17 protein-coding genes are annotated in these 20,838 nt (G+C 65.6%); 7 read left to right on the forward strand and 10 right to left on the reverse strand.

Annotated elements, in window-relative coordinates:
• Nucleotides 1-111 precede the first annotated feature (111 nt).
• A complete protein-coding gene (locus NFI08_RS01975; protein WP_045991219.1) occupies nt 112-645 on the forward strand; it encodes a DNA-3-methyladenine glycosylase I in 534 nt (177 codons plus the stop codon).
• Entirely contained in the window at nt 633-1,793 is a 1,161-nt protein-coding gene (locus NFI08_RS01980; RefSeq protein ID WP_349586793.1) for a metal-dependent hydrolase, read from the forward strand. Before NFI08_RS01975 ends, NFI08_RS01980 begins: the two co-directional genes overlap by 13 nt.
• 110 nt (nt 1,794-1,903) lie before the next feature.
• Here the strand turns inward: NFI08_RS01980 and NFI08_RS01985 are convergent, their stop codons facing one another.
• From NFI08_RS01985 to metE, 3 genes are all read right to left on the reverse strand, one after another.
• Nucleotides 1,904-2,509: an FMN-dependent NADH-azoreductase gene (locus tag NFI08_RS01985; protein ID WP_045991221.1), complete on the reverse strand. Its 606-nt coding sequence runs from the start codon at nt 2,507-2,509 to the stop codon at nt 1,904-1,906.
• A 191-nt stretch (nt 2,510-2,700) separates the two neighbouring features.
• Nucleotides 2,701-3,456, reverse strand: a complete 756-nt coding sequence (locus tag NFI08_RS01990) for a COG3650 family protein (protein WP_108132266.1) — start codon at nt 3,454-3,456, stop codon at nt 2,701-2,703.
• Between the two features lie 208 nt (nt 3,457-3,664).
• The gene (gene metE / locus NFI08_RS01995) at nt 3,665-5,965 is read right to left on the reverse strand and encodes a 5-methyltetrahydropteroyltriglutamate--homocysteine S-methyltransferase (protein ID WP_349586797.1); all 2,301 of its coding nucleotides are present in this window, start codon (nt 5,963-5,965) and stop codon (nt 3,665-3,667) included.
• 104 nt (nt 5,966-6,069) lie between these two features.
• Between metE and NFI08_RS02000 the strand changes: the two genes are divergently transcribed.
• Entirely contained in the window at nt 6,070-6,984 is a 915-nt protein-coding gene (locus tag NFI08_RS02000) for a LysR family transcriptional regulator (protein ID WP_045991224.1), read from the forward strand.
• Nucleotides 6,985-7,120: 136 nt separating this feature from the next.
• Here NFI08_RS02000 and NFI08_RS02005 read toward each other — a convergent pair whose 3' ends face one another.
• Together NFI08_RS02005 and NFI08_RS02010 are read right to left on the reverse strand one after the other, a co-directional pair.
• On the reverse strand, nt 7,121-8,725 hold the full coding sequence (locus tag NFI08_RS02005) for an ATP-binding protein (RefSeq protein ID WP_045991225.1): 1,605 nt from the start codon (nt 8,723-8,725) through the stop codon (nt 7,121-7,123).
• A 4-nt stretch (nt 8,726-8,729) separates the two neighbouring features.
• The gene (locus NFI08_RS02010) at nt 8,730-9,443 is read right to left on the reverse strand and encodes a winged helix-turn-helix domain-containing protein (protein ID WP_083970186.1); all 714 of its coding nucleotides are present in this window, start codon (nt 9,441-9,443) and stop codon (nt 8,730-8,732) included.
• A 379-nt stretch (nt 9,444-9,822) separates the two neighbouring features.
• Between NFI08_RS02010 and NFI08_RS02015 the strand changes: the two genes are divergently transcribed.
• From NFI08_RS02015 to NFI08_RS02025, 3 genes are all read left to right on the forward strand, one after another.
• Entirely contained in the window at nt 9,823-12,711 is a 2,889-nt protein-coding gene (locus NFI08_RS02015) for a ribonucleoside-diphosphate reductase subunit alpha (protein ID WP_045991227.1), read from the forward strand.
• A gap of 132 nt (nt 12,712-12,843) precedes the next feature.
• Nucleotides 12,844-14,088, forward strand: a complete 1,245-nt coding sequence (locus NFI08_RS02020) for a ribonucleotide-diphosphate reductase subunit beta (protein WP_045991228.1) — start codon at nt 12,844-12,846, stop codon at nt 14,086-14,088.
• A 115-nt stretch (nt 14,089-14,203) separates the two neighbouring features.
• Nucleotides 14,204-14,512: a hypothetical protein gene (locus NFI08_RS02025; protein WP_045991229.1), complete on the forward strand. Its 309-nt coding sequence runs from the start codon at nt 14,204-14,206 to the stop codon at nt 14,510-14,512.
• A gap of 96 nt (nt 14,513-14,608) precedes the next feature.
• Here the strand turns inward: NFI08_RS02025 and NFI08_RS02030 are convergent, their stop codons facing one another.
• From NFI08_RS02030 to NFI08_RS02050, 5 genes are all read right to left on the reverse strand, one after another.
• The gene (locus NFI08_RS02030; RefSeq protein ID WP_045991287.1) at nt 14,609-14,845 is read right to left on the reverse strand and encodes a hypothetical protein; all 237 of its coding nucleotides are present in this window, start codon (nt 14,843-14,845) and stop codon (nt 14,609-14,611) included.
• A 109-nt stretch (nt 14,846-14,954) separates the two neighbouring features.
• A complete protein-coding gene (gene yddG / locus NFI08_RS02035) occupies nt 14,955-15,908 on the reverse strand; it encodes an aromatic amino acid exporter YddG (protein WP_204248910.1) in 954 nt (317 codons plus the stop codon).
• A gap of 48 nt (nt 15,909-15,956) precedes the next feature.
• The gene (locus NFI08_RS02040; protein WP_045991230.1) at nt 15,957-16,742 is read right to left on the reverse strand and encodes a helix-turn-helix transcriptional regulator; all 786 of its coding nucleotides are present in this window, start codon (nt 16,740-16,742) and stop codon (nt 15,957-15,959) included.
• Between the two features lie 315 nt (nt 16,743-17,057).
• Nucleotides 17,058-17,312: a hypothetical protein gene (locus NFI08_RS02045; protein ID WP_045991231.1), complete on the reverse strand. Its 255-nt coding sequence runs from the start codon at nt 17,310-17,312 to the stop codon at nt 17,058-17,060.
• A gap of 80 nt (nt 17,313-17,392) precedes the next feature.
• A complete protein-coding gene (locus tag NFI08_RS02050) occupies nt 17,393-19,840 on the reverse strand; it encodes an outer membrane protein assembly factor BamB family protein (protein WP_349586807.1) in 2,448 nt (815 codons plus the stop codon).
• A 234-nt stretch (nt 19,841-20,074) separates the two neighbouring features.
• On the opposite strand from NFI08_RS02050, the gene NFI08_RS02055 reads away from it, so the two are divergent.
• The gene (locus NFI08_RS02055; RefSeq protein WP_108449728.1) at nt 20,075-20,692 is read left to right on the forward strand and encodes a glutathione S-transferase family protein; all 618 of its coding nucleotides are present in this window, start codon (nt 20,075-20,077) and stop codon (nt 20,690-20,692) included.
• Nucleotides 20,693-20,838: the final 146 nt, after the last annotated feature.

Here is a 20,838-nt window from a genome sequence, read left to right on the forward strand (position 1 = left end):
TCAGGATCGCAGAATCGCGCCATCAAGGGTATGCCGAGTCGGTACCCTTTTTGTCCTAGCGCAGATCGGTCCCAAGGGAATCGAGACATCCTACCAACAAGAGCAAGCCGCATGAGCGAGTACTGCGACCTGGCCCCGGGGCATCCGCTGCACGGGCCCTACCATGACAGCGAATACGGGTTCCCGATCCGAGGCGAGTCCGACCTGTTCGAGCGCCTGGCACTCGAGATCAATCAGGCCGGTCTGTCGTGGCTTACGGTGCTGAAGAAGCGCGAGGGCTTCAAGCGCGCCTTCGACGGTTTCGACGTCGATCGGGTCGCCGCCTACGACGACGATGATCGGGCACGTCTGCTGGCCGACGCCGACATCATTCGTCACCGCCTGAAGATCGAAGCGGTGATCCACAACGCCCGGGTGATCCAGGCCATGCGGGAGTCCCACGGCGGCTTCCAGGCCTGGCTGGATGCCCACCACCCACGTGAGCACGCTGACTGGGTGAAGCTGTTCAAGCGTCACTTTCGCTTTACCGGGCCGGAGATCGTCAAGGAGTTCCTGATGAGCGCGGGCTACCTGGCCGGCGCCCACCGCGACGACTGCCCGGTGCAAGCCCGAGTACTGGCGGCGGCGCCACCATGGACTCGCTGACCCAGGCCGCCCTCGGCGCGGCCCTGGGCGGCGCGGTTCTGGGCCGTCACCTGGGCCGCAAGTCATTGCTCGCCGGCGCGGTGGTCGGCAGCCTGCCGGACCTGGACGTGCTGATCGACTACGGCGACGCCGTGGCCAATGTCACCTACCACCGTGGCTTCAGTCATTCGCTCTTCGTATTGACGGGGCTCTCGCTGGTGCTGGCCGGGCTAGCTCAGCGACTAGCCCAGCGACTGGCCGAGCGTCGGGCCAGACGCCCGCCCCCGGCACAGGGCCGGGGCTTGAGCTCGGGTCTGAACCCGGACTTGCAACACCTTGGCTTGTTGCGCTGGTGGCTGTTCTTCTGGCTGTGCCTGGTGACCCATCCGCTGCTGGACTCGCTGACCACCTACGGCACCCAGCTGTGGTGGCCACTCGAGGTCACCGCGCCCAGCGCCACCCCGCTGGTGTTCATCATCGACCCGGCCTACACCCTGGCCTTGCTGGTCGCGCTGGTGATCGCACTGTGGCGTGGCCATCGGCCAGCGACCTTGCAACGCGCCGCCAGCTGGGGCCTGGTGATCTCGACGCTGTACCTGCTGCTGGCGCTGGGCGCGCGCGGCTGGGTCGATGCCAGGGCCGACGAGGCGCTCGACCGAGTCGGCATGGCCGAGGCACCGCGCCTGATCCAGCCGGCGCCCTTCTCGATCCTGCTGTGGCGGGTCACCGCCGTGGACGGCGATCGCCACGCCGAGACGCTGGTCGGCCTGCTCGACGGAGATACCCGCCCGGTCGTCGAACTGTTTCGACGCGGTACCGAACTCGAGGCTGCCGCCCTGGCGCTCGACAGCGGTCGCCGCCTGGCCTGGTTCGCTGGCCCCTTTGTGCGCTACGAGGTGGAGCGCAAGGGAGACGCCGAACGTCTGCTGGCCACCGACCTGCGCCTGGGCTTTCCCGGCTTCCATCCGTTTCGCTTCGCCCTGGCGCAACGCCAGAATGGCGCCTGGCGCACCCTGGAACCGACCCTGCAACTGCCGATGAGCGCAAGCCAGCGTCCCATGGGACAATTGTTCGAGCGCATGCTGTCACCACAGCCCGCGCTGTGTGTCGCTGACTTCGTCGATTCCCGCTGGCATCTGGGCGCAGGCGACGACTGCGACGCTCGCTGACACCCGGCCGGGTGTCGGCCTCTTCCCTGAGCGACGATCACCATACGCACGCCGCCGTGGCCCTGGCCACGGCGGCGTGCGAATCAGTGTCTTCAGACCTCGGGCGCGGCTTACAGCCTGGCGACCAGCGCCTCGATCTCGGCGTGGGCAGTGGTGAGGGCCGCTTCCTTGTGTTCGTCACCCATGCTGAGCCCTTCGGCAAACACCGTCTCGACCTCATTGATGCCGATCAGGCCCAGCATATGGCGCAGGTGCGGTGTCTGGGTATCCAGAGCACTACCGGCGTACTGACCGCCTCGAGCGCCGAGCACGATGGCACGCTTGCCCTCGAGCAGCCCCACCGGGCCATCCTCGGTGTAGCGGAAGCTCTTGCCCGCGCGCAGGATACGGTCGAACCAGGCCTTGAGCTGGGAGGGAATGCCCAGGTTGTACAGTGGCGCGGCGAGCACCAGCACGTCGTGGGCCTCGAGCTCGGCGAGACGCTCATCGGAGCGTGTCGCCAGCTCGCGCTGTGCCTCGCTGCGCTCTGCGTCCGCCACCTGCCAGCTGGACAGCTCGTCGAGGCCCAGGTGTGGCAGGTCGTCGGCGACCACGTCGCGATGGGTGATCTCGATATCGTCACGCTGGCGCGCCAGGCGCTCGAAGTGGCGTGCCAGCTGGGTGGACTGGCCCTGGTCGGCGAGGATGGATGAGGTGACAAGCAGTACGCGGGTCATGGCGAGTTCCTGTGGAAGATGATGTCTGCGCACAGTTTACCGCCAATAAAATTGTCGAAAAGCGAATAAATCTCGGAATATCTTTCGATAAAAACGAATAAAGCGCCGCTCGGCGCTTTATTCGCGTGTGCTGGCTACACAAGCCAAGGACGCTTTCGTCGGCTTGCCAAGCGCGTCCACGTCGCCCCCCGTCAGGGCGCGATGCCCTGCCCACACCCCTGCAGCTGACGTCCGTTGACGTTCAAGGTGACCTGGGCCGGCCAGGGCGTGCCCGCCATATCATCGAAGCAGGCACCGGCCTCGATGCGCAGCTCGAAGGGCGCATCGGCGCGGCCGCTTTCCAGGATCACTCGACCGGCACCGTTGTCCAGGGTGGTGACGCGATAGGGCAGGCTCACTTCACGCTCGCCGTAGTCCAGACTCATGTCGATGCGCGGCACGTCATTGGCCAGTTCGAGGTGCCAGCCTGGCTCGTTGCCCCGGGCCAGGAACATCACCCCGGGCTTGTCGCTGCGCCGTAGGGAGTCGCGGCGGGTACGGGCCTCGCACTCGAGCCGACCGCGGGAGCTCTTGATCACCGCCCGATCACCAATGATATGGGCGCTGAGTTCCCCTCGCTGGTAACGCTCGCCCTGGTCCACCACCGCCTGGGGCAACTGCTCGGCACCGTGGGTGGTCCACAACCTGAGCGAATCCTCCTGGGTCGCCGAGACCATGTCCTGACTCGGCGAACAGCGCCAGCCAACGAAGGTAGCGCCATCACCGACAAAGTAGGCAGAGGGCAGTAGCGGCGCCTTCTGCTCCACCGGCGCATCGGTAAAGGAACCGCGCCGCTCCGCGCGATCGGTCTGCTCGCTGGCAGGACCGGGAGCGCTGGTAGTGGCGCACCCCACCAGTCCACTCAGCATCACGACAAGGAGGGGTGAGACGACAGCGGGACGACACATGACAGGCTCCTTCGATCACGACATCAGTACGATTCCGTGGCCCCGCCAGGTGCCGTCTGGCGTGTCCCTGTCGGGGCCTACTGGCGAAGCTTACCAGCCACATCGTCAAAAGGCGCGGCTCTGCCACCATGGGATCGCCCCCTCGCACAATCGACGAACTTTCAACCGCGCTTCCCGGCGTCATGGGCCCTCTAGTGCTGCGCGGTCGTCAGGCGTGGCGTCGACGCAGCTCCTTGGCGGCCTGGACCATATTGGCCAGCGCCGGTGTCACCTCCTCCCACTGACGGGTCTTGAGGCCGCAGTCCGGGTTGACCCACAGCCGCTCCAGCGAGATGCGCTCGGCGGCCTTTTCCATCAGCGCCACCATCCAGTCCACCTCGGGCAGGTTCGGTGAATGGATGTCGTAGACCCCCGGTCCGATCTCGTTGGGATAGTCGAAGTCACGGAAGGCGTCGAGCAACTCCATGTCGGAGCGCGAGGTCTCGATGGTGATGACGTCGGCGTCCAGCTCGGCGATGGAGGCGATGATGTCGTTGAACTCGGAGTAGCACATGTGGGTGTGGATCTGGGTCGCGTCCGCTACGCCGCTGGCCGACAGGCGGAACGCCTCCACCGCCCAGTCCAGATACTCCTGCCACTCGGCCTTTCGCAGCGGCAGACCTTCCCGCAGCGCCGGCTCGTCGATCTGGATGGCGCGAATGCCCGCCGCCTCCAGGTCACACACCTCGTCACGCAGTGCCAGGGCAATCTGGCGGCAGGTGGTCGCGCGAGGCTGGTCATCACGCACGAAGGCCCACTGCAGCATAGTCACCGGGCCGGTCAGCATGCCCTTCATCGGCGCCCCGGTCAGCGACTGGGCGTAGCGGCTCCACTCCACCGTCATCGGTGCAGGACGGCTCACGTCGCCGAACAGGATCGGTGGCTTGACGCAGCGTGACCCATAGCTCTGGACCCAGCCGAAGCGGGTGAAGGCGTAACCGTCGAGCTGCTCGCCGAAGTACTCGACCATGTCGTTACGCTCGGCCTCGCCGTGGACCAGCATGTCCAGGCCCAGCTCTTCCTGCAGCCGCACCGCCTGGGCGATCTCCTCGCGCATCCTGGTGTGGTAGTCGTCAGCGGACAGGCGTCCTGCCTTGTGGTCACGACGGGCAGCGCGAATCTCAGCGGTCTGGGGGAAGGAGCCGATGGTGGTGGTCGGAAACAGCGGCAGTCCGAGGGCGCGACGCTGCTGCTCGGCGCGCTGCAGATAGGGGCTCGGGCGCTGGCTGTCGGCCTCGCCAAGCGCCGCCAGGCGTGCACCGACCTCGGGACGATGAATGCGTGGCGACTCACGCCGCGAGGCAATCGCCTGCACGCAAGCCGCCAGCAGCGCCTCGTCTTCGGGTCGCACCCGGCCAGCGAGCAGTCTTGCCAGGGTCACGGTCTCGTCGAGCTTCTGGCGAGCGAAGGCCAGCCAGCTTCTGAACTCGGCGTCGAGCTCGGTCTCGCGCTCCAGGTCCACCGGCACATGCAGCAGCGAGCAGCTGGGGGCGATCCACAGACGCTCGCCCAGACGGCTGGCGGCGTTGGTCCACTGATCGCGCAGGGCAGCCAGGTCGGCGCGCCAGATGTTGCGTCCGTCGATGACGCCCAGCGACAGCACCTTGTGAGGCAGCAGACGGTCGACCACCGTCTCGACCTGCTGTGGGGCACGCACGGCGTCCAGGTGCAGCCCCGCCACCGGCAGATTGACCGCCAGGGTCAGGTTGTCGCCGAGGCCGCCGAAGTAGTTGGCCACCAGCAGCTTGACCCCCGACCCCTGCAGATGATGGTAGGCACGTTCGAAGGCTACCTTCCAGTCGCCGGGCAGGTCCTGGGCCAGGGCCGGCTCGTCGAGCTGCACCCACTCCACACCCAGCTTGGCGAGTCTGGCGAACACCTCGGCGTAGACCGCCAGCACACCATCGAGCAGCGCCAGACGATCGAAGGACGACTCGCCCCGCTCCTTGCCGAGCCACAGCCAGGTCAGCGGCCCGACCAGCGCCACCTTGACCGCGTGCCCCTGCTGCTGCGCCTCGACGACCTCGTCGAACAGCCGCGTGCTGGCCAGGCGGAAGTCCTGACCCTGGTGCAGTTCCGGTACCAGATAGTGGTAGTTGGTATCGAAGTACTTGGTCATCTCGCAGGCGGCAGCGGGTTCTCCGCTGGGTGCGCGGCCCCGGGCCATGCGAAAGGCGGTGTCCAGATCGACTTCACCACGCTCGAGCTCGGCCTTGGCAGCAAAACGCGCCGGCACGGCACCCAGCAGCAGCGACACGTTTAGCACCTGGTCATAGAAGGCGAAGTCGCCCACCGTCACCAGGTCCAGTCCCGCCTCGCGCTGATCCTGCCAGTGACGCTTGCGCAACTCGCGACCGGTCGCCTCCAGGCTGGCCCGATCGGCGTCGCCCTTCCAGTAGGCTTCGGTGGCGCGCTTGAGCTCGCGGTCGGCACCGATGCGGGGATACCCCAGAATATGAGAAAAAGTCATGGTGATTCACCTTGATCATGAATGATACGACGAAGTGTCGCTGGCATCCGAAGGGTGAATCAAACTAAACTTCTTAATCTTTACTATGAAAGAAGCTCACGATAATGCTCGAACTCCGTCATCTGCGCACTCTGATAGCGCTGCGCGACGCCGGCTCCCTGGTGGAGGCCGCCGAACGGGTCCACCTGACCCAGTCGGCGCTGTCCCACCAGCTCAAGGATCTGGAGGAGCGTCTGGGCGGGCCACTGTTCCTGCGCAAGACCCGGCCGGTGGAGTTCACCCGGGCCGGGCTGCGCCTCTTGAACCTGGCCGAACAGATCCTGCCCCAGGTGCGCATGGCCGAGCGTGACCTGGCGCGCCTGGCCGGCAACGAGCAGGGCCGCCTGCACATGGCGATCGAGTGTCATAGCTGCTTTCAGTGGCTGATGCCCACCGTGGATCACTTCCGCGACCATTGGCCGGAGGTCGAGATCGACATCCCCGGCGGCCACCACTTCGATCCGCTGCCGGCGCTGGCCCGCGAGCAGCTCGATCTGGTGATCACCGCCGACCCCCAACCCCTGCCCGGCGTTCACTACGAGCCGCTGTTTCGCTACGAAGGCCTGCTCGCCGTGGCGCGTCAGCATGCCCTGGCCGGGCGCTCCCACGTCTCGCCCCAGGATCTGGCCGACCTGACCCTGATCACCTACCCGGTGGAACGTTCGCGTCTGGATGTGTTCACCCAGTTCCTCGACCCGGCCGGCGTCACCCCCAGGGAGGTGCGCACCGCCGAACTGACGATCATGATGATGCAACTGGTGGCCAGCGGTCGCGGAGTCTGTGCGCTGCCCAATTGGGCACTGACCGAGTACCTGGAGCGGGACTACGTCAAGGCCGTCGCGCTCGGCGAGGATGGTGTCTGGAGCACGCTCTTCGCGGCGATCCGCGAGGACACCCGGGAAGCGCCGTGGATGGTCGACTTCCTGCGCACCGCGCGGGAGACGTCCTTTGCGGTGCTGGAAGGGATCAAGCCGGCCTGAGCGGGAGACGTCCTTTGCGGTACTGGAAGGGATCAAGCCGGCCTGAGCAGAAAGCATCGTCGAGGCGCTGAACGAATCAGGCCCGCCCGAAACAGGGGCCGTTCACCGGCATTCAGGTTGGCCCGCGGGCAGATTCTCAGACCCGGCGGGGGATGATCAGCGAGAAGCGCGCGCCCTTCAGGCCGGGACTCTCGTCCACGCTGACGGTGCCGCCGTGCCAGGCCATCACCTTCTGCACGATGGACAGCCCCAGCCCGTAGCCGCCGGAGCGGCGGGTTCGGCTGTCGTCCAGGCGGGCGAAGGGCTTGAAGATATCCTGGCGTGCCTCCGGCGGAACCCCTTCCCCATCGTCCTCCACGTCGACCCTCACCTGGTTGGGTTCGTCGAGCAGGCTGACCTTGACCCGGGTGCGGGCGTGGCGGCAGGCGTTGGCCACCAGGTTCTGGGTGGCCCGTTGCAGATAGCGGGAATCGGCGTGGACCTCGATCTCCGGCCCCGCGGTCAGACGCACGTCAAGATTGCCGTGCAATGGCATCAGGGAGTCGATCACCCGCTCGCAGATATCACGCAGCTCCACCGGTTCGGGGGAAGCTTCGACACCGTGGATGGTCTCGCTGTCGAGGCGCGCATAGGTGAGGATTTCGTCGATCAGATCGTCGAGTTCATCGATGTCGCTGTCGACCCCCTGCAACTGGCGCCTGACCAGGGCATCCTCGGACATGTCCTCGACCATCTGCACCGCAAAGCGAATCCTCGCCACCGGCGTCCTGAGTTCGTGGGACACAGCGCGGATCATGTCCTGCTGGGCCCGCAACAGCGACTGCACCTGGGAGGCCATGCCGTTGAAGGCCATGCCGACACGCCCGAGAAAGTCGCCGCTCTCGACCTTGACCCGGGTATCGAGGCGACCGCTGGCAAGCCGGGTGGCGGCCATCTCGAGTCGCGCCATGCGCGCCTCGATACCCCGCACGATCAGGTAGATGACGATCGCCAGTGCGCCCATCAGCAGCACCAGCATCGACGCCAACAGCGCCGGCGGAAGCGCCTCGTAGCTGGCCATCGGCCCTACCGTCAGCCAGAAGGGGGCTTCGCCGGGCGGCGTCACCTGCATGAACAGCACCACCGACCAGTGCTCGGGCAGTAGCTGCATCATCACCTCGCCACCGGCCAGGCGGTTGCGCTGACGTGGCTCGAGGATATCCGGAGGGGACTGGCTGATCGATACCGGCAGATCGCCACGGGTCATGCTGTCGATGCTCGCCTGGCGCGCCCCCGCCGGCAGGCTGGCGAGCCATTCCCCGCTGAGCTGGGTCAGGCCCCGCAACTGGCGCTCCGACATGCCGGACAGCGACACCTGCAGGACCGCGCCACCGGCGGGCATCAGCCGCCAGAAGCGCCACTCATGGGGACTGTCACGCCCGACCAGCACGCCGCCGCGCTGCAGTCGAAGACGGGTGAAGTAGCTCGGCGACAGCGACGACAGGGGCACGATCGACATCGACATGTCCAGCGCCTCGGACTTCTCGGCCATCCACTCACGCCGCTCGCCCCGCGGCATGCTGTCGATCATCGTCGCCAACAGGTGCATGGGCGCCTCGGCCAGCTGTTCGCGATAGTGCTCGATGCGCACCTTGTCGATCAGCGTCATGCCCACCATCGCCACGCCGAGCGCCAGCACCAGGGTCGCCGCCAGCATGACGTAGACCCGCAGGAAGGTACTGTCGGCCAGGGCGCGACGCATGGGTTCAGCTGTCCTTCACGAACAGATAGCCCTTGCTCCTGACCGTCTTGATGCGGTGCGGATGATGGGGGTCATCGCCTATCTTGGGCCGAATCCGCGACACCCGCACGTCGATGGAGCGGTCCTGGCCGTCGTAGCGGATGCCACGCAACTGGGAAAAGATTTCTTCGCGGGTCAGCACCCGACCGGCGTGGCTGGCCAGCAGCCACAAAAGGTCGAACTCGGCGCTGGTCAGATCGATACGCTCGCCCTTGAGCCAGGCCTCGCGGGTGGCGTTGTCGATTTCCAGGTCCTGGAACGTCAAGCGGCTTTCGCCACTGACCTCGGCTCCGTCAAGACGACGCAGCAGGGCACGCATGCGTGCCAGCAGTACCCTCGGCTGCACCGGCTTCGGCACATAATCGTCGGCGCCCATCTCGAGCCCCAGGACCTGATCCATGTCGTCGGTCCGCGCGGTCAGCATCAGGATCGGACCACCGTAGTCGCTGCGAACTCGACGACAGATCGACAGGCCATCCTCGCCCGGCAGCATCAGATCCAGAATCACCAGATCCGGCTGCAGCGACAGAATACGATCGACGCCGCGACCGCCGTCATCCTCCAGGCTCACCCGGAAGCCGTTGGCTTCGAGGTAGTCCCGCGTCAGACCAGCGAGACGCTCATCATCTTCGATGATAAGTACGTGATCCTGTTCTCGTTGCTCTGAACGTTCTTCCATAGGGGGTCTCATTCCTTTTGGCGAATGCCGGGCATTATCCAACCTGGCCGAATGACTGGTGCTGAGCAATGTCACACGCGATAACACAAGGATACCCGAATTTTGCGCTGTCGCCTGCCCTCGCCCGGATGCGCATCAAGGCCGCCACCACGGCGTCCACGTCGGTTGTGCCCAGTTGCCCCCTTGATGACCACACCTCATCCACAGACTTATCCACTTGATGACGGGCAAGAAGCACACTATCTTGTGTCCGAACATCCAGAGAGACACCACATCATGTGTCTCTAGCAATATCACAGAAGCCTGTCAACTGCCTCTTTCTCGCAGTTGGTCACGCCTGTTTTCACGACTTTTTTACCTCATAGGGAGCCTCGGCGCCATGGATACCCTCGCTAGCCCGGACCGACCGTCCGTCTCCGTCACCGCCCCCGACACGCTGCGCGTGATCAAGCGCACCGGGGACGTGGTGCCCTTCGACGCCGGCAAGATCGCCGTGGCCATCAGCAAGGCATTCATCGCCGTCGAGGGGGACAATGCCGCCACCTCTAGCCGGGTCCGTGACTTCGTCAAGGAATCCGCCGAGGCCATCGAGCAGACCTTTGCCCGTCGCCTGGCCGACGGTGGCACCGTGCACATCGAGGATATTCAGGACCAGGTCGAGCTGGCGCTGATGCGCAGCGGCGAGCAGAAGGTCGCCCGCGCCTACGTGCTGTACCGCGAGGAACACGCCCGCGCCCGCGAGGAAAGCGGCATCGAGAAGCCGCACCCGACCCTCAACGTCACCGCCGCCGACGGCAGTCGTCGTCCGCTGGACCTGGGGCGTATCGAGACCCTGGTGTTCGACGCCTGCGAAGGCCTCGAGAACGTCGACCCCAACAAGATCGTCCAGGACTCGCTGAAGAACCTGTACGACGGCGTGACCATCGATGGCGTGTCCCAGGCGCTGATGATGACCGCCCGCACCCTGGTCGAGAAGGACCCGAACTACACCTACGTCACCGCTCGTCTGCTGCAGGACAACCTGCGCCGCGAGGCGCTGTCGTTCCTCGACGTGGCCGAGGACGCCACCTACGGCGACATGGCCGAGCTCTACAAGCCGGCCTTCGTGCGCTACGTCGAGCGCGGCATCGAGTTCGAACAGCTCGACCCCGAGCTTGCCAACTTCGACCTGGAACGTCTGGGCGAGGCGCTCGACCACAGCCGCGACAACCAGTTCACCTACCTGGGCCTGCAGACCCTGTACGACCGCTACTTCATCCACCGCGATGACGTGCGCTACGAGCTGCCCCAGGTGATGTTCATGCGTGTGGCCATGGGCCTTGCGCTGAACGAGGACGACCGCGAGACGCGGGCCATCGAGTTCTACGAGCTGCTCTCCAGCTTCGACTACATGGCCTCCACCCCGACCCTGTTCAACGCGGGCACCGTGCGCAGCCAGCTCTCCAGCTGCTACCTGACCACCGTGCCGGATGACCTCGAGAGCATCTACGGCGCGATCCGCGACAACGCCATGCTGTCCAAGTGGGCCGGCGGTCTCGGCAACGACTGGACCCCGGTGCGTGCGCTCGGCTCCTACATCAAGGGCACCAACGGCAAGTCCCAGGGTGTGGTCCCCTTCCTCAAGGTGGTCAACGACACCGCCGTCGCGGTCAACCAGGGCGGCAAGCGCAAGGGTGCAGTCTGCGCCTACCTCGAGACCTGGCACCTGGATGTCGAGGAATTCCTCGAGCTGCGCAAGAACACCGGCGATGACCGTCGTCGTACCCATGACATGAACACCGCCAACTGGGTGCCGGACCTGTTCATGAAGCGGGTGTTCAATGACGAGGAGTGGACCCTGTTCTCGCCGTCCACCTGCCCGGACCTGCATGACCTGTACGGCGTGGCCTTCGAGAAGCGCTATGCCGAGTACGAGGAGATGACCCGCAACGGTCAGCTCAAGCTGTTCAAGCGGGTCAAGGCCAAGGACCTGTGGCGCAAGATGCTGTCGATGCTGTTCGAGACCGGCCATCCCTGGATCACCTTCAAGGATGCCTGCAACATTCGCAGCCCCCAGAGCCATGCCGGCGTGGTCCACAGCTCCAACCTGTGCACCGAGATCACCCTCAACACCTCGCCCGACGAGATCGCGGTGTGCAACCTGGGCTCGATCAACCTGGCGCAGCACGTGGTCGACGGCGAGCTCGACAACGACAAGCTCAAGAAGACCGTGCGCACCGCGGTGCGGATGCTCGACAACGTCATCGACATCAACTATTACGCGGTGCCCCAGGCGCGCAACTCCAACTTCAAGCACCGCCCGGTGGGCCTTGGCCTGATGGGCTTCCAGGACGCGCTGTACGCCCAGGGCATCGCCTACGCCAGCGGCGAGGCGGTGGCCTTTGCCGACCGCTCCATGGAGCTGATCAGCTACCACGCCATCGAGGCCTCCAGCGACCTGGCCGCCGAGCGCGGACGCTACGAGAGCTTCGAGGGCTCGCTGTGGAGCCAGGGCGTGCTGCCGATCGACTCGGTCGACAAGCTCAAGGCCGAGCGTGGCGAGCAGTACATCGAGGTCGACACCAGCCAGACCCAGGACTGGGATCGCATCCGTGACAAGGTGCGCAGCCAGGGCATGCGCAACTCCAACGTGATGGCCATCGCCCCCACCGCGACCATCTCGAACATCTGCGGCGTGACCCAGTCGATCGAGCCGACCTATCAGAACCTGTTCGTGAAATCGAACCTGTCCGGCGAGTTCACCGTGGTCAACTCCTGGATGGTCAACGACCTCAAGGAACGCGGCCTGTGGGACGAGGTCATGATCAACGACCTCAAGTACTACGACGGCAGCGTCCAGCCCATCGACCGCATCCCGGACGACCTCAAGGCCAAGTACGCCACCGCCTTCGAGGTCGAGCCCAAGTGGCTGGTCGAAGCCGCCGCACGGCGCCAGAAGTGGATCGACCAGGCCCAGTCGCTGAACCTCTACATTCAGGGCGTGTCCGGCAAGAAGCTCGACGTGACCTACCGCATGGCGTGGTTCCGTGGCCTCAAGACCACCTACTACCTGCGCGCCCTCGGCGCCACCTCGGTGGAGAAGTCCACGGTGGACCGCGGCAAGCTCAACGCCGTCTCCAACGGTACCGCACCCCAGGCGTCTGCACCGGCGGCGGCACCCGCAGCCGAGGAGCCCCGCGGCATCGAGGACTTCCTCAAGGGCAAGGGTGGCCAGCGTCCGCCGTCCGCCGGGGAAATCGACGAGCTGGGCTGCGAGGCCTGCCAGTAACACCGGCGACAACGCCATGACGGACGAGCGGGCCAGGCCCGCACACCTCGCCCCGGCACCGCCGGGGCCACCAGACAACCCCACGCCGACGCCAGGCGCGTCGGCCGATCAGATGATCGGGAGACCGCAACAATGCTGAACTGGGACGAGTTCCACGAGGACGACACCGCCACCGCAGAAGTACCTGAGCCGAAGAAGGCACCCGAGCCGACCCCGGCCCCGGCTGCCGAGGCGACGGATGAGGTGCGCGAAAGCGCCGGCAACTACCAGGCTGCCGACCAGGACCGCATGGCCCGGGCACGCAAGTCGCTGGAAGAGCTCGACGTGGCCGCCGGCCTCGAGGAACTCGAGATGGGCGCCGCCCGGATCGAGGTCGACGACAAGAAGATGATCAACGCCCGTGCGGACCTGAACCAGCTGGTGCCGTTCAAGTACGAGTGGGCCTGGCAGAAGTACCTGGACGGCAGTGCCAACCACTGGATGCCCCAGGAAGTGAACATGAACGCGGACATCGCGCTGTGGAAGAGCAACGACGGCCTGACCGCCGACGAGCGCCGCATCGTCGAACGTTCACTGGGCTACTTCTCCACCGCCGACTCGCTTGTCGCCAACAACCTGGTGCTGGCGCTGTATCGCCTGATCACCAACCCGGAGTGCCGCCAGTACCTGCTGCGCCAGGCCTTCGAGGAAGCGATCCACACCCACGCCTACCAGTACTGCGTGGAGTCGCTGGGCATGGATGAGGGCGAAGTCTTCAACATGTACCGAGAGGTCCCGTCGGTCGCCGCCAAGTCCGCCTGGAGCCTCAAGCACACCCAGTCGCTGGCGCGTCCTGACTTCCAGACCGGCACCGTCGAGACCGACCAGGAGCTGCTGCGTAACCTGATCGCCTTCTACTGTGTCACCGAAGGCATCTTCTTCTACTGCGGTTTCAGCCAGATCCTGTCCATGGGCCGGCGCAACAAGATGACCGGCGTGGCCGAGCAGTTCCAGTACATCCTGCGCGACGAGTCGATGCACCTGAATTTCGGCGTCGACATGATCAACCAGATCAAGATCGAGAACCCGCAGCTGTGGACGCCGGAGTTCCAGGACGAGGTCACCCAGATGATCCTCGAGGGCACCGAGCTCGAGATCAGCTACGCCCGCGACACCATGCCCCGCGGCGTGCTGGGCATGAACGCGGCGATCATGGAGGAGTACCTGCACTTCATCTGCAACCGTCGCCTGGCCCAGATCGGCCTGAAGGAGCAGTTCCCGGGTGCCCAGAACCCCTTCCCGTGGATGAGCGAAATCATCGATCTGCGCAAGGAGAAGAACTTCTTCGAGACCCGCGTCACCGAGTATCAGGTCGGCGGCGCGCTGAGCTGGGATTGATCGAGACGACGCCCGGGCCTGACGGCTCGGGCGTCTTTCCTTCACTCCACCGACAACCCCACCAGGGAATGGCGACACCACCAATGTTCTGACGTGATTTCAGGAGGGCAACAGCATGGCTGTTTCCAATGGAAGACCCCAGCAGCATGACACCCGCGCCTGGCAGTCCGCCCTGGACCGGGCTCTGGCCGCCCACGGCGGCGAACGCGCCCTGGCCCGCTACGACCACCTGGCCCACGCCTTTCCTTCCCCCGAGTACGATCCCCGCGACGAGCACCACCCGCACCTCAACCTGGACGCCTTGAAGCGCTGGGCGCTATATCGCGGCTGGCGGGCGCAGCCCGATACCGACCGCATGAGCACGGCCAGTACCCCACCGATCTGCTTTACCCGCTTGTCGCGCCATCGCGTCAGGAGTCATTGACGACGGCCTCACTGGCATAAAAATGCGCAAGGCCCGTCACCGGGCCTTGCGTGTATCGAGCGCTCTGCCGGCGTCGTCGGCGTCTTCAGACAAGCCCTAGCGGCTGACCAGCAACCTCGCCTTGGGCTCCACCCTGATCACATCCTGCAGCGCACTGCGCATGGCCTCGCCGGAGCACGCCGCCGCGCGGCAGAACTGCAGCGCGATTTCATCATCGTGGGCCCTGCCGACCAGGGCGTCGCGGCAGCCGTCGTCACACAGCCGCTCGGCGAGATCCTCGGGGTTCACCCCTCGGGGCAGTCGAAAACGTAGTTCGAAATCGTGTTCTTTCATGACTGGCGTCCTCCTTGAAGACCGACGTTATTGTCGAACGCCGAGGCCAGTTTGAAAGACGCGCTTGAGGCTCCCTATTGTCCCAAGGATACAGTCGCCCGGCTGGGTATCAGTCCGACGCCCGGGACGACCTTCTACGCCCAATCCAGCCGCTGCCGATCAGCATCCCAAGGGTGATCAGCACCGCCGCCCCGGCAAGCCACAGGGTAGGCGCGGCGAAGCCGGTCACCACCAGCACCAGGGTCGACAGCAGCGGCGTGAAGTAGGCCAGCAGACCCAGCAGCCGCAGGTCCCCCTGCTTGACCCCGATATCCCAGGTAAAGAAGGCGCTGCCCACCGGTCCCAGGCCGAGAGCGATGACACCGAACCAGGCGCTGCCCTGGGGCCAGCGGCCGGGTTCGAAGGCCAGATGACACGCTGCCGCCAGTATCGCGGTGACCAGACAGAAGCCCCCCACCGCGGCGGTGGGTACCGTGCGGGTGGCCCGGGACAGCACCGAATAGCCACTCCAGACGAAGGCACAGGCGAAGGCGGCGGCGTAGCCCAGGAGGCTACCGCCGGCGTCGACGTCTCCGCCGATCAACAGCACCGCCCCGCCGAAACCGAGCAGGCTGCCGACCACGTGAAACCCGCGCAGGCGCTCGCCGGGCAGCAGAGCGACAAACAGCACGATCAACAGCGGCCAGAGATAGCTGATCAGGCCGGCGTTGGCCGGCGGCGCGTTCTGCTGGGCGATAAAGTAGAGGGCGTGGTAGCCGAACAGCCCGCCGACGCCCAGCGCCCAGACCAGTGGCGGCTGGCGCATCGGCGCCAGCACCGCCTCGCCGCGCAGGCACTGATAGACCACAAAGCACACAAAGGCCACGCCGAACGCCAGAGCGGTGAGCAGAAACGGTGGCACGGGCCCCGACAACTGGGTAAAGAGGGCCAGCATGGCCCAATTGAGCACCGTGGTGGCACCGATCCAGGTGGCGCGCCTACGCGAGATGTCGACCGCATCGGAGGATGCCCCCGCCTGGGCAGAGGAAGAAGATGAAGAAGAGGAAGATGAGGAAGAGCGCATAAAGACCTCCAGAGCACCGAGGTCTCGAGTGTGGGCCAGCCGCCCACACTAGGTCTTGTACGATTCTGACCTGTAGTGCCTGGCGGTTGCGGCTTGACGCCGCCAGGCGCCGGGAGAAACGTCATGGGCCTCGCGGAAGACGCGGGAAAAGTGGGCGGCGTCGTGGAACCCGCAGACCAGCGCGACCTCGCTGAGGGCCATGGCCGAGCCGGAACGAGTCCGGGCGACCAGCAACTGTCGCGCCAGGGCCAGCCGCTCACGACGCAGCCAGATCGCTGGCGGCACCCCGAGCAGCTCACGAAACTGACGGGCGAAGACCGCCTCGGACAGGTGGCACAGCGCCGCCATCTCCTTGACGCGCCAGGGGTGGGCCAGCTCGCCGCGTAGCCTTGGCAGCAGCTGGAGCAGACGCAGACGCGGCGCCGGGAGCGGCCTGCCGCGCCCTTCATCCAGCGCGTGCTGCAGGCGGGAAAGCCACCGGGCCAGCGCCTCGACGCCGGCGCCCGGGGCAGGCGCGGCCTCGACCAGGCTCGCCGGCGCGCGATAGCCCCTCGCTCGCTCGTTTTCGAAGATCCCCTCCACCCCCAGGGCCTGGCACCAGGCCACCGGCAGGTCAAGCACCAGAATGTCGTTGGCCCCCGGCGCGAGATAGTGGTGAGTCTCGCCGCTGGGGACCGGGGCCAGTACGCCCGGCCCTACGCGCAGACCACGTCCGCCAACGTCCAGTTCCACCATGCCGCCGCGGCCCAGCAACAGCTGCTGAAAGTCGTGGCGGTCACTCAACACTCGGTCTGGATAGTGTCGATGTTCGATCAGGGGGGCGTGGGTGCTCATCGGTCTAGCCCCGCACTCGCTGCGCAGGCAATGGTCGCTTCCCTTGATGCAGGTCAAATGTGATTTGATGGCAAAAGATATATGCTCTCATTTACAACCTCATCAGGCTCTGGTAGTGATGAGGACTATCGGAGGTCCTCTCCATGGAACATGCAGGAGGTCCGTCATGGCGACATCCAAGAGTGTCATCAAGCGAGTCTACGTTCCCACCCACGTCAAGACGCTGCCCAATGGCGAGCGCGTCAAGATCCCCGGCCACTATAAACAAAAGGCGCCCGGCGACTGAACAGAGCGCCAGCCTCTGTCCTGCGCCAGTCAGATCGAGGACGGCTCCCTGCACACCCGCCACCAGCCAAGCCCCACGGGGACCCCGTAAAGCAGCGCATGGACCAGCAACTCTTCGCCCAGGGCGTAGCCGTGCGACAGCCCGACGCTCAGGTTCCAGGCGCATATCGCCAGCCAGGCGAGGCTGAATATCCACATGGCGGTGTGCTGTCGCGGCTTGGGGCAGCGCCACAGCAACACCAGGACCACGACCACCCCGACGACGACAATCAACATGGTTCTCATGGGTGCCCCCTGCGTAACCTGCAATGTTGTTTTTCAGCATAGCCATGGCCGGGCGCGGCGGGACCGACGCCCGCCATCGCTCACTTCGTGCCCCCCCCTTGGGGCAAAGCCTCGGGCGCTGCGTACACCACCAGTTCGGCGGCCTGGTCTGAAGGCGCTGCACCTTGCGGCAGGACAAGCGCCACCACGTTCGCCTCGCTCCTGCCCTGGTGAGTAAGTTGGCTTGCACCCCGCGCCCCCTCGACCATTCGCTGGCGCCACAATGCCCGGCCATCATCCAGAGCGAAGGCGTAGAGCGCGACTGACCTTGTCTGGTCCGCGACGACCACCGCTGCGTCGCCGGAACTACCCGCGAGCATCATCGGCGTGGACAGGTTCGCCGTTCCGACAGGCAAAGAAAGCTCGAACGGCAAGCGCAACTCCTGGGGCAATTCGACGTCGAGGTCACCGACGGTACGACGCCAGACGATCGCCGAGCTATCGCTACCATCACTATCATCACTACCATCACTGCCGTGCAGAGCGTAAAGCGTGGACAGCTCGACCTTGACCAGCTCCCCCCAGGGAGGCGTACGGCAGGATAGCCAGGGATGACGAGGGTCGGCACCACGGGAGCCGACGCTGGCGTAGAGCGCTTGCCCATCCGGGCCGAGCCTCAGCGCCACACGGGGTGACGCCAAGGGTAGCGTCGGTCGGATCAGCCGCTCCAGCGACGCCGGCAAGGTGACTGGCCCAGCGCTGTCCCTGGCCCGCAGGCGAATACGGCAAAGCAGTTGATCCACCGGCGAAAGTCCCCACATGTCGCGTTCGCGCAGTGCCTTCGGGTCAGAGGGCGGGGTTCGCCAGGTCTCTGCCGACAGCGGCGGTGGTGGCATCAGGTCGAGCGACGCCAGGGTCTCCCCGCTGGGCATGTCCAGCATCAACAGCCGGCCCTCGCTCGTCGCCACCACCGCGGCCTGGGGTCGATCGTCCAGGCTGACCATGACAACATCCTTTGCTGCCGCCGACGCTGTGATCGCCGCATCGACAGGCATGGGGGCAAGATCCAGCGCTCGCGTCCATAGCGGTTCACCGGTGGTCACCTCCAGCGCCGTCACCCGGCCCCCCGGGCCCTGCTCACTCTCATCTCGGGTGTTGTCGCGGCGCTCGGCCCCAGAGGCAGCAGGGTCAGCAGGGTCAGCAGGGACAGCCACCATCAGCAGGCCCTGGGTCTCATCGACGGCGACGATCCGAAGGTTGTCGGCGCCTGGCGTCTCGGGCCGCCAGCGCCAGATGCGATCGCCGGTGGCGATGTCCAGCGCCACCACCTCGGGGCCGAACCCCGTCAGCAGTACCAGTCGCGAGGTGACCTGGATGCCAGCGGTTCCCTTCAGCACCTCGGCGGATGTGTCGGCACTTACGTCAGCCGCGTCAGCCGCGTCAGCCACGTCAGCCACTTCGGCCAGGTCGACCTGGCCGTCGGTGCCGAAACTCTCGCAGTGTCTGCCGGTGTCGGCATCCAGCGCCAGCAAGCGCCGATCTCGGGTGACAACGAACAGCCGCTGCGGACAGACCAGATCGCTTTCCGCGACCCCCTCTTCCCCGGCACCTTCATGGGTCGCCGACATTTCCAGGGGATCCGGCTCGCCCTCCCCGGGGGTCGGCGCAAAGACGCCCTCGACCATATCCTGCGTTCGCTCAGCGGCATCGTGATAGGCAAGCGTGCGACAGGGCCCCAGCGGCTCGACATTGTCCTCGTTGCCCTTTCCATCGCTGTTCGGGTGCCCGTCGCTGTTCGAGTGCGACCAAAGACGCTCGCCGGTAGCGACCATGCGGGCTTCGATACCGCTCGAGGTGCAGACAATCAATCTGTCGTCGATGATGACCAGAGGGAAGGCGGTGGCCAAGTGGCTCTCTGTCTCTCCCTCTGCCTCTGCCTCTGCCTCCGCCCTATCCTGCTCCAGCTCGAGACGCCATAGCGCATCAAGGCCAGTGGCGGACTCACCCTGGGGGTTTGCCGGGGCCTTGGGCACCGAGGAGCCAGAACTCTCGGGACGCGAAGACAAGGACGGTTCGACAGCAGGGAGAAAGGCCAGCAACAGCAGCAAGGACAAGCAAGAGAGCGTCATCAATCCCAGCGCCTGCCTACAGCAGGCGTAGGCACCGCGGGCGAACCAGGGCAACAGCAGCACCAGCCCCAGCAATGCCGGCAGGCCCAGACGCGGCAGCAGGCGCCAGGCGTCCAGCCCCACTTCCCACAGTGCCCAGCCAAGGGTTGCTCCAAGCAGTAAAGCGTAAAGCCCCGGGGCGAGGCGCCATCGTGCCATCAGGCCGCATCCCGTCAGCGCCAGCCCCCCCGCTGCCAGCACGTAGTACGCCGAGCCACCCAGCGCCAGCAGGTAGCCCCCGGCGGCCAGTGCAACCAACGCTGTCGCCAGCACCAACAGGCCAAGCAGTCGTGCTGGCCACCTTGCGGCACGCCTGTCATCCATCGCCTTACCTCCGGCATCCTTGACTTCGAGTCGGGCCAGCTCGACGCTCTTGCCCATCCTGCCGCTCTTGCCGCTCTCGCCGCTCTTGCTACTGGGGCGCAGCTCCATGCTACAAGGGGTAGACTACCCTTCGGTACGGGGCGGCCCTGACCGCCTGGAACAGGATAGAAGCTGCCAGATGCCACTGCGACTCCCGCAGCGTCGCTCAGTGCCGAATCGCGCTGTCGACCTTCCCGCCTCCCGCAATAGTGACACCATAGACTCATCATCCATGCACCAGGGGACACCTCCATGAATCTCTACGGCGATACACGCTCGGGAAACTGCTACAAGATCAAGCTGCTGGCATCGCTGCTGGACATTCGCATGGTGTGGATAGGCATCGACATCCTGGCCGGGGACACCCGCGAAGAAGACTTCCTGGGCCGCAACCCCAACGGCAAGATCCCCCTGCTCGAGCTGGATGATGGACGCTTTCTGGCGGAATCCAACGCTATCCTCCACTACCTGGCCAGCGGCAGTGAGTGGCTGCCCGAGGATCGTTACCGCCATGCCAAGGTGCTGCAGTGGCAATACTTCGAACAGTACAGTCATGAGCCCTACATCGCCGTGGCGCGCTTCATCTCGCTCTACCTCGGATTGCCGGAGGACCGGCGGGCCGAATTCGATGCCAAGCAGCAAGGCGGCTACAAGGCGCTCGGCGTCATGGAGCATCAGCTGGAGGCTACGCCCTTTCTGGTGGGCGAGCACCCCACCATCGCCGACATCTCGCTCTACGCCTACACCCATGTGGCCCACGAGGGCGGCTTCGATCTCGGCGCCTTTCCCGGCATTCGTGCCTGGATCCAGCGTATCCAGGCACTGCCAGGCTATGTCGCCCTCGGTGAGGACAGCCTCTCGTCCGAATGAGCAGAAGCCCCCGCTGCGGCCCACGGCGCTAAAGGTGGCGTGACGCCGGGGGCTGTCCAGCACCGCGAACCAGCCCCCGGCACCAGCACACCGCAGCAAAGCTCCGCCTCAGAGCCCTGCATCAGAGCCCTGTAACAGAGCCCTCC

Origin of the sequence: Halomonas sp. EF61 (genome assembly GCF_040147045.1) — a bacterium.
GTDB classification, from domain to species: domain Bacteria; phylum Pseudomonadota; class Gammaproteobacteria; order Pseudomonadales; family Halomonadaceae; genus Halomonas; species Halomonas litopenaei.

Bases quoted from the DNA above. Each gene is read 5' to 3' on its own strand.
- NFI08_RS01975 (WP_045991219.1), top strand. From the start codon at position 112: ATGAGCGAGTACTGCGACCTGGCCCCGGGGCATCCGCTGCACGGGCCC.
- NFI08_RS01980 (WP_349586793.1), top strand. From the start codon at position 633: ATGGACTCGCTGACCCAGGCCGCCCTCGGCGCGGCCCTGGGCGGCGCG.
- NFI08_RS01985 (WP_045991221.1), bottom strand. From the start codon at position 2,509: ATGACCCGCGTACTGCTTGTCACCTCATCCATCCTCGCCGACCAGGGC.
- NFI08_RS01990 (WP_108132266.1), bottom strand. From the start codon at position 3,456: ATGTGTCGTCCCGCTGTCGTCTCACCCCTCCTTGTCGTGATGCTGAGT.
- metE (WP_349586797.1), bottom strand. From the start codon at position 5,965: ATGACTTTTTCTCATATTCTGGGGTATCCCCGCATCGGTGCCGACCGC.
- NFI08_RS02000 (WP_045991224.1), top strand. From the start codon at position 6,070: ATGCTCGAACTCCGTCATCTGCGCACTCTGATAGCGCTGCGCGACGCC.
- NFI08_RS02005 (WP_045991225.1), bottom strand. From the start codon at position 8,725: ATGCGTCGCGCCCTGGCCGACAGTACCTTCCTGCGGGTCTACGTCATG.
- NFI08_RS02010 (WP_083970186.1), bottom strand. From the start codon at position 9,443: ATGGAAGAACGTTCAGAGCAACGAGAACAGGATCACGTACTTATCATC.
- NFI08_RS02015 (WP_045991227.1), top strand. From the start codon at position 9,823: ATGGATACCCTCGCTAGCCCGGACCGACCGTCCGTCTCCGTCACCGCC.
- NFI08_RS02020 (WP_045991228.1), top strand. From the start codon at position 12,844: ATGCTGAACTGGGACGAGTTCCACGAGGACGACACCGCCACCGCAGAA.
- NFI08_RS02025 (WP_045991229.1), top strand. From the start codon at position 14,204: ATGGCTGTTTCCAATGGAAGACCCCAGCAGCATGACACCCGCGCCTGG.
- NFI08_RS02030 (WP_045991287.1), bottom strand. From the start codon at position 14,845: ATGAAAGAACACGATTTCGAACTACGTTTTCGACTGCCCCGAGGGGTG.
- yddG (WP_204248910.1), bottom strand. From the start codon at position 15,908: ATGCGCTCTTCCTCATCTTCCTCTTCTTCATCTTCTTCCTCTGCCCAG.
- NFI08_RS02040 (WP_045991230.1), bottom strand. From the start codon at position 16,742: ATGAGCACCCACGCCCCCCTGATCGAACATCGACACTATCCAGACCGA.
- NFI08_RS02045 (WP_045991231.1), bottom strand. From the start codon at position 17,312: ATGAGAACCATGTTGATTGTCGTCGTCGGGGTGGTCGTGGTCCTGGTG.
- NFI08_RS02050 (WP_349586807.1), bottom strand. From the start codon at position 19,840: ATGGGCAAGAGCGTCGAGCTGGCCCGACTCGAAGTCAAGGATGCCGGA.
- NFI08_RS02055 (WP_108449728.1), top strand. From the start codon at position 20,075: ATGAATCTCTACGGCGATACACGCTCGGGAAACTGCTACAAGATCAAG.